Consider the following 6,495-nt stretch of genomic DNA (forward strand, 5'->3'; position numbering starts at 1 on the left):
CAAGCCCCTTCCCCCCCCCACCCCCCCTCTCCCCCCCCCCCCCCCCCCCCCCCCCCTCCCCCCCCTCCCCCCCCCCCCCCCCCCCCCCCCCCCCCCCCCCCCCCCCCGCCCCGGGGTCAGTGGCGGGCGAAGGTGGAGAGGGCCGCGACGGTGACGAAGACGGCGGCCGTCGCGGTGAAGACCAGCGTCGCCGCGGTCAGGCCGTAGGCCGTGCTGAGGAAGCCCAGGGCGACGCTGGGGACGCTGGCCGACAGGTACGCCACGACGTAGATCAGCGCCGCGGTGCCCGCCCGGTGCTCCGGGGCGGCCAAGCCGGTCAGCATCCGGAACCCGCCCATGAACACCAGGCCCCAGCCGGTGCCGAGCACCGCCGAGCCGACGAAGAACACCACGGCGCCCTGCCCTAGCGCGGCCGCCGCCACCCCGGCGAGCCCGGCGAGCATCAGCGGCGCGCCGACCCGCACCGCGCGCCGCGCCTCCCAGCCGCCCAGCAGCAGCTGCGCGAGCCCGCCGAACCCGGCCAGCACGGCGACCGCCAAACCGCCCACCAGGTAGGGGTTTCCGCTGACCAGCCCCTTGGCCACCGACGGCCCGAGGGACATGAACATGCCGCCGACGATCCACGAGGCCAGCAGCGTCGTCGCCATCAGCGCGAACGTCGCGCCCTTCCCGGCAGGCACGGTCGGCCGCTGCGGGCGCAGCACCTCGCGCAGCGCGCTGCGGCGCGTGACCGGCTCGGGCATCAGCAGCACGCCCGGGATCGCCAGCAGGAAGCCGAGGATCAGCAGCAGGTAGCTGGTCAGCGTCGGCCCGGGCACGAACTGCACCAGAGCACCCGCCAGCAGCGAGCCGAGCGCCATGCCGAGCCCGGCGGCGACGCCGTTGATCAGCGATCCGCGGTTGGTGCCCGGGCGCTGGAAGTCCAGCAGGGCGCCGCTGATCGCACTGGTCGCGATCCCGGTGGCCAGGCCCTGCAGCGCCCGGCCGACCAGCAGCCAGCCGACGCTCGGCGCGATCGCGAGCACCAGCATCGAGGCGATCTCCAGCACGAGCCCGGTCAGCAGCACCGGCCTGCGGCCGATGTGGTCGGACAGCGAACCGAACAGCACCAGCGCGAGCAGGATGAGGACCGCGTAGACGGCGAAGACCTCGGTGAGCACCGTGGTGGTGAAGTGCCATCGCTGCTGGTAGATCGAGTACATCGGGGACGGCGCGGTGGAGGCCATCAGGAACAGGGCGTACACCCCGCCGATGAACCAGAACGACGCGGGCCGGGACAGCGCGGCGCGGCCGAGGGTTCCGCTGCGGGGCTGGACGAGCTCCGTTGTGGTCATGCCTTCCTCTGCTTCCGACGGCCGCGGATCGCCCTGCTCGCAGCGGGCCGCAGCGGAATGAGTGATTCCTATGGGGTCCAACCCCGCAGCGGAATGGATCATTCCGCTGTCCGCGTATGCTGTGGCCATGCCCACGCCGGACAGGTCCGCGCGATACGACGACCAGGTCATCGCCGCCGCGCGCGAGGTGTTCGCCGAGCAGGGCTTCGCGGCGCCGATGTCGGAGGTCGCGAAGCGCGCGGGAGTCGGGGTGGCGAGCGTGTACCGGCGCTACCCGAGCAAGCAGGAGCTGGTCGAGCAGGTCCGCATCGCCGCGTTCCGGCGGATCATCGGCGAGGCGGAATCGGCCCGCGCCGAGGAATCCGACCCGTGGCAGGCGCTGGTCCGGTTCATGCGCCGCTGCCTGCGGGAAGGCTCCGGGATCGGCACCGTGCTGCCGCCGATGGACCAGCAGCACACCTATTCCGCGGAGTTCCGCGAGCTGCAGCGGGGCGTCGCGAGGGAGATCGAGGCCCTGGTCGAAGCCGCGAAGCAGGCGGGCGAGCTGCGCGCGGACGTGGACTGGACGGACATCCTGCTGCTGCTCAAGCACCTCAACCCGGCCCTGCCGACGAGCGAGGCCCGGCGGGCCGAGTTCCGCGCGCGCTACCTGGCCCTGGTGCTCGAAGGCCTGCGGGCGGGAGGCGCGGAGCTGCCGGGGCCGCCGCCGGACCGGGCGGAGTGGCAGACCCTCTGCGACAACTTCGCCACGTCCTGACCGATCGCCCCCGGGCTCGGTTTCCCCTGGTGGGTCCCCAATTTTGCCTAAAATTGGATCGTTCGGAACCCGCCCAATTTTAGGCAAAATCGGACACCGCGGGACCCGAGTTCTGCATTGCGGAACCTTGGCCATAGGTCTTTCCCGTCTTGGTCCATGGGGGGGGAAGTCGTCCTGCTTCGCTGCGCCTCAGCGTTCAGCTGGGGCGCTTTTCGCTGTTCAGGGGCATTTTCGGGGTTCCGCTTGACTCGGATCATCCGATAGTTATCCTATGGTCGTAGGTTAATAGAGTGATAGGGGAAGTGCTTGATCGAGTTCCGCGTCGACAGCGGTACCGGGGTGCCGCCCTACCGGCAGCTCGTGCATCAGGTCGAGCACGCCCTCCGGCTCGGGCAGCTGCAGGTCGGCGACCGTCTGCCCACGGTCAAGGAAGTCGCGAAGCACCTCGTCATCAACCCGAACACGGTGTTGAAGGCGTACCGCGAGCTGGAGCACAAGGGACTGGCCAAGGGCCGTCCCGGGGCGGGCACCTTCATCGAACGGGGCCTGACCGGACTGCCCGCGGAGAAGCAGGCCGAGCTGCGCGCCGGCCTGGAGCGGTGGCTGACCGAGGCGTACCGGGCCGGCATGGATTCCGAAGGCATCGCCGCGCTGATCGCGACGGTGCTGCACGACTTCCGTCCTGAGGGGAACCAATGACTGAAACCGCCATGACGGCGACCGGCCTCGGCAAGCGGTACGGCCGCAAGTGGGGCCTGCGGAACTGCTCGCTGCGGCTGCCCGCGGGCCGGGTCGTCGGCCTCGTCGGCCCGAACGGCGCGGGCAAGTCCACGCTGCTGAACCTGATGGTCGGCCTGCTCGCGCCCACGGAGGGCGAGCTGACGCTGCTCGGCGAGCGCGTCGGCCCGGGCACCGTGCTGGACCGCGTGGCCTACCTCGACCAGGAGCACTCGCTGTACCGGAACTTCAAGGTGCGCGAGATGCTCAAGGCCGGGCGGATGCTGAACAAGCGCTGGGATGAGCAGATCGCGCTGGACCGCCTCGCCGAGCTGAACATCCCGCTGGAGAGCCGGATCGGCGGGCTCTCCGGCGGCCAGCGCGCGCAGGTCGCGCTCGCGGTGGCGCTGGCGAAGAAGCCCGAGCTGCTGATCCTCGACGAGCCGGTGGCCAGCCTCGACCCGCTGGCCAGGCGGGAGCTGATGAGCGTCCTGATGGAGACGAAGGCCGACTGGGACTGCACCGTGGTCCTGTCCTCGCACGTGGTCTCCGAGCTGGAGCGGCTCTGCGACCACCTGATCGTGCTGGACCACGGCCAGGTCAAGCTCTCCGAGGACATCGACGACCTGCTGGAGCAGCACCACGTCCTGATCGGGCCGAGGGGCGCGGCGGCGGGCGTGTCCGGCGAGGTCGTGCACCGGGAGGAGCGCGAGGACCGGGTTTCCCTGCTGGTGCGCGGGAATCCCCCGGCTCCCGGCTCTTCGTGGGACGTGCAGCGCGTCGACCTGGAAACGCTCGTCATGCACTACCTGACGGCTTCGGCACCGCCGCGCATCCGGGAGGCCGCCGCATGACCTGGTTGACCTGGCGGCAGCACCGGCTCGGGCTGGCCGGGTTCGCCGTCGTCTTCCTCGGCGTCGCGGCGATCTACCTCTTCTCCGGCTCGCTCGGCGCCGATGCCCCGACGGTCTACACCGCGGCGTACGGGTTCTCGCGCCTGGTCAAGTTCGGCGAGGACGTCAGCGGCTTCCTGCAGCCGCTGCCGCTGCTGGTCGGCATGTTCGCGGGTGCTCCGCTGGTGTCCAGGGAGCTGGAGCAGCACACGTTCCGCTACGCGTGGACCCAGGGCGTCTCGCGGAGTCATTGGCTGGGCGGCAAGGTGCTCCTGGTCGGGGGCGCGGTTCTGGTGCTCAGCACGATCTTCTCGGTCGTGCACATGAGCTGGTTCGCGCCGATGGTTCCCGAGATGGGCTGGTTCCGGTTCTTCAACCAGTCGGTCCCGGTGTTCCCGATGAGTTGCCTGTTCGCCTTCGCGCTGGGAGTCGCCGCCGGAACGCTGCTCAAGCGGACGGTGCCCGCGATGGCCGCGACCCTGTTCGGCGGCGCCGCCGTCTTCGTGGTGATGGCCTGGCTGCTGCGGCCGAACTACATGGAGCCGATGACCCTCGCCCGGCCGCTCGAACCGGTCGACGGGCAATCCGGATCCGACGACGTGCCCAGCGATGTGTACTACCTCGGTGCGGCTTTCCGCGACAGCTCGGGAGGGACCGGGAATTCGGCGGTCTGGAGAGAAGGCGAACCCGCGCCGGTCAGCATCGTCACCTACCACCCGGCGGACCGCTTCTGGTCCTTCCAGTTCATCGAAGCGGGGATCTACCTCGCGTTGACCATTGCTTGTCTGGCGCTGGCCTTCTACTGGCTGCGCCGCAAATTCAGCTGACCTGATTCCGGGCGAAACGAGGGCGCGATTCGCGCCCCGGCCGATGCTGCCCGGAAAACCCCAAAACCGGAGGTACGAATGATCTGGTTGACCTGGCGGCAACATCGGTTGATGGTCGCCCTGGTCGGCGCGGTTCTGCTCGGTTTCGCCGCGTGGTTCCTGTTGCTGGGCAACGGAATGCGGGATTCGCTGGGTCGGGACGAGTTGGTCGACTGCATCGGTATCGGGATCGACTGCGGTGAGTGGACGTCGTCCCTCGGCATGCTGGGCAATCTGCAGGGGACGCTGCTTCCCGTGCTGCCGGCGCTGATCGGCGCGTTCCTGGGCGCGCCGATCCTGACGCGGGAGATCGAGCAGCGAACCTTCCGCTACGCCTGGACACAGGGGGTCTCCCGCGAGCACTGGCTGTTCAGCAAGGTGTTCCTGCTCGGCGGTGCGATCGCCGTGCTCAGCGCCCTGTTCTCGGCCGCGTACATGTGGTATTTCCAGCCGGCCGTGCAGGAGTGGAGCTGGTTCGACGCCTTCGGCATGGTGCTGCCGTCCTTCCCCGCGACGTGCGTGTTCGGTTTCGCGCTCGGCGTCCTGGCCGGAACGGTGACCAAGCACCTCCTCGTCGGAATGGCGTTGTCGCTGGCCGGTTTCCTGGCCGTCTTCCTGCCCGTCGTGGCGTGGCTGCGACCGCACTACATGTCGCCGCAGCGCCTCACGACCGACGAGTACTACCAGGGGCCGCGCGGCTGGGTGACCGAGTTCGTCTACCGGAGCCCGGAAGGCGAGGAACTCGACATCTTCGGGGCGCTCCGGGCCAGCGGCGTTCCGCATGCGCCGAATTCCTTCGGCTCGGCCGAGATCGACCAGCTCAGCGCGGCCGGCTACACCCGAATCATGCTCGTCCAGCCCGGAAGCCGGTTCTGGACGTTCCAGTTCGTCGATGCCGGGGTCTTCCTGGTGCTCGCCGCGGCGTGCATCGCGCTGACCTGCTGGCTGTTGCGCCGCAAGGCGATCTGATTTTCCCGGCCTTGCTCGGGACCTTCACCGAATCGAGAGGAAAACCATGCGCATCACCAAGTTGCTCGCTGCCGCCTTCGGGGCGGCGCTGGTCGGGATCGCGACCGCCGGTAGCGCCGGCGCGATCGTCGGCGGCGCTCCGGCGGACGAGCAGTACCCGTTCATGGCGTCGCTGCAGGTGCCGGACGAGCCCATGTTCCACTGCGGAGCGACGCTGATAGACGACGGCTGGCTGCTGACCGCCGGGCACTGCGTCGACTCGTTCGACGCGGGGCAGCTGACGGCGCGCATCGGGAGCCCGGACCGCACCACCGGCGGCGAGGAGCGCCGGATCACCGAGAAGGTCCTGCACCCGCAGTACAAGAAGGAGTTCCTGGCGCAGTACGACTTCGCGCTGCTGAAGCTCGACCGGCCCGTCGATCTGCCGACGGTGCGGATCGCGGACGCCGAGCAGGTGCCGGGCAAGGACACCCGGCTGATCGGCTGGGGCCGGGAGTGCAGTGAGTTCGAGTGCGGCGAGGTCCCGGCCTTCCCGCAGCAGCTGAAGCAGTACGACTCCGAGGTGGGCGACGACGCCGAGTGCGCCAAGACCGACGGCAGCGTCGACACCTGCGTTCGGCCGCCCGCCACCGGCGACTCCGTCTGCCAGGGCGACTCCGGCGGCCCGGCGCTGATCCGCGACGCGGCCGGGCGCTGGGAGCAGATCGGCATCACGAGCCGGTTCGGCGGCACTGCGGAGGACGCGGTCTGCGGCGGCGAGCCCGACATCTTCGCCGACCCGGTGGCGGTCCGGGACTGGATCGGCCAGACGATCGGCGGCTGAACCACCTGATCGGAGGTGGGGGGGGGGGGGGGGGGCCCCCCCCCCCCCCCCCCCCAGCTTTTCCCCCCCCCCCCCCCCCCGACAAAGAGAAGGTTCCCCCCACAACGCCCAGCCAGCCGCCCTCCCTCTGCTGGCC

Annotated in this window: 7 protein-coding genes; 6 read left to right on the forward strand and 1 reads right to left on the reverse strand. The window is 70.2% G+C overall.

Annotated features, from left to right (window positions below; genetic code table 11):
- Positions 1–116 precede the first annotated feature (116 nt).
- On the reverse strand, positions 117–1,334 hold the full coding sequence (locus AC07EQ_RS29530; protein ID WP_478391134.1) for an MFS transporter: 1,218 nt from the start codon (positions 1,332–1,334) through the stop codon (positions 117–119).
- A gap of 127 nt (positions 1,335–1,461) precedes the next feature.
- On the opposite strand from AC07EQ_RS29530, the gene AC07EQ_RS29535 reads away from it, so the two are divergent.
- From AC07EQ_RS29535 to AC07EQ_RS29560, 6 genes are all read left to right on the forward strand, one after another.
- Positions 1,462–2,091: a TetR/AcrR family transcriptional regulator gene (locus AC07EQ_RS29535; protein ID WP_478391135.1), complete on the forward strand. Its 630-nt coding sequence runs from the start codon at positions 1,462–1,464 to the stop codon at positions 2,089–2,091.
- Between the two features lie 306 nt (positions 2,092–2,397).
- Positions 2,398–2,790 (forward strand): GntR family transcriptional regulator, encoded by a 393-nt coding sequence (locus AC07EQ_RS29540; protein WP_478391136.1) that lies wholly within the window; start codon positions 2,398–2,400, stop codon positions 2,788–2,790.
- Positions 2,787–3,662 carry an ABC transporter ATP-binding protein gene (locus tag AC07EQ_RS29545; protein WP_478391137.1) on the forward strand — a complete coding sequence of 292 codons (876 nt, stop codon included), beginning with the start codon at positions 2,787–2,789 and terminating at the stop codon, positions 3,660–3,662. The genes AC07EQ_RS29540 and AC07EQ_RS29545 overlap by 4 nt, the downstream gene beginning before the upstream one ends.
- The gene (locus AC07EQ_RS29550) at positions 3,659–4,528 is read left to right on the forward strand and encodes an ABC transporter permease (RefSeq protein ID WP_478391138.1); all 870 of its coding nucleotides are present in this window, start codon (positions 3,659–3,661) and stop codon (positions 4,526–4,528) included. Before AC07EQ_RS29545 ends, AC07EQ_RS29550 begins: the two co-directional genes overlap by 4 nt.
- A 78-nt stretch (positions 4,529–4,606) precedes the next feature.
- A complete protein-coding gene (locus tag AC07EQ_RS29555) occupies positions 4,607–5,536 on the forward strand; it encodes an ABC transporter permease (RefSeq protein WP_478391139.1) in 930 nt (309 codons plus the stop codon).
- Between the two features lie 46 nt (positions 5,537–5,582).
- Entirely contained in the window at positions 5,583–6,359 is a 777-nt protein-coding gene (locus AC07EQ_RS29560; RefSeq protein ID WP_478391140.1) for a S1 family peptidase, read from the forward strand.
- The last annotated feature ends 136 nt before the right edge of the window (positions 6,360–6,495 follow it).

This window comes from Saccharopolyspora sp. NPDC045839 (genome assembly GCF_056431645.1).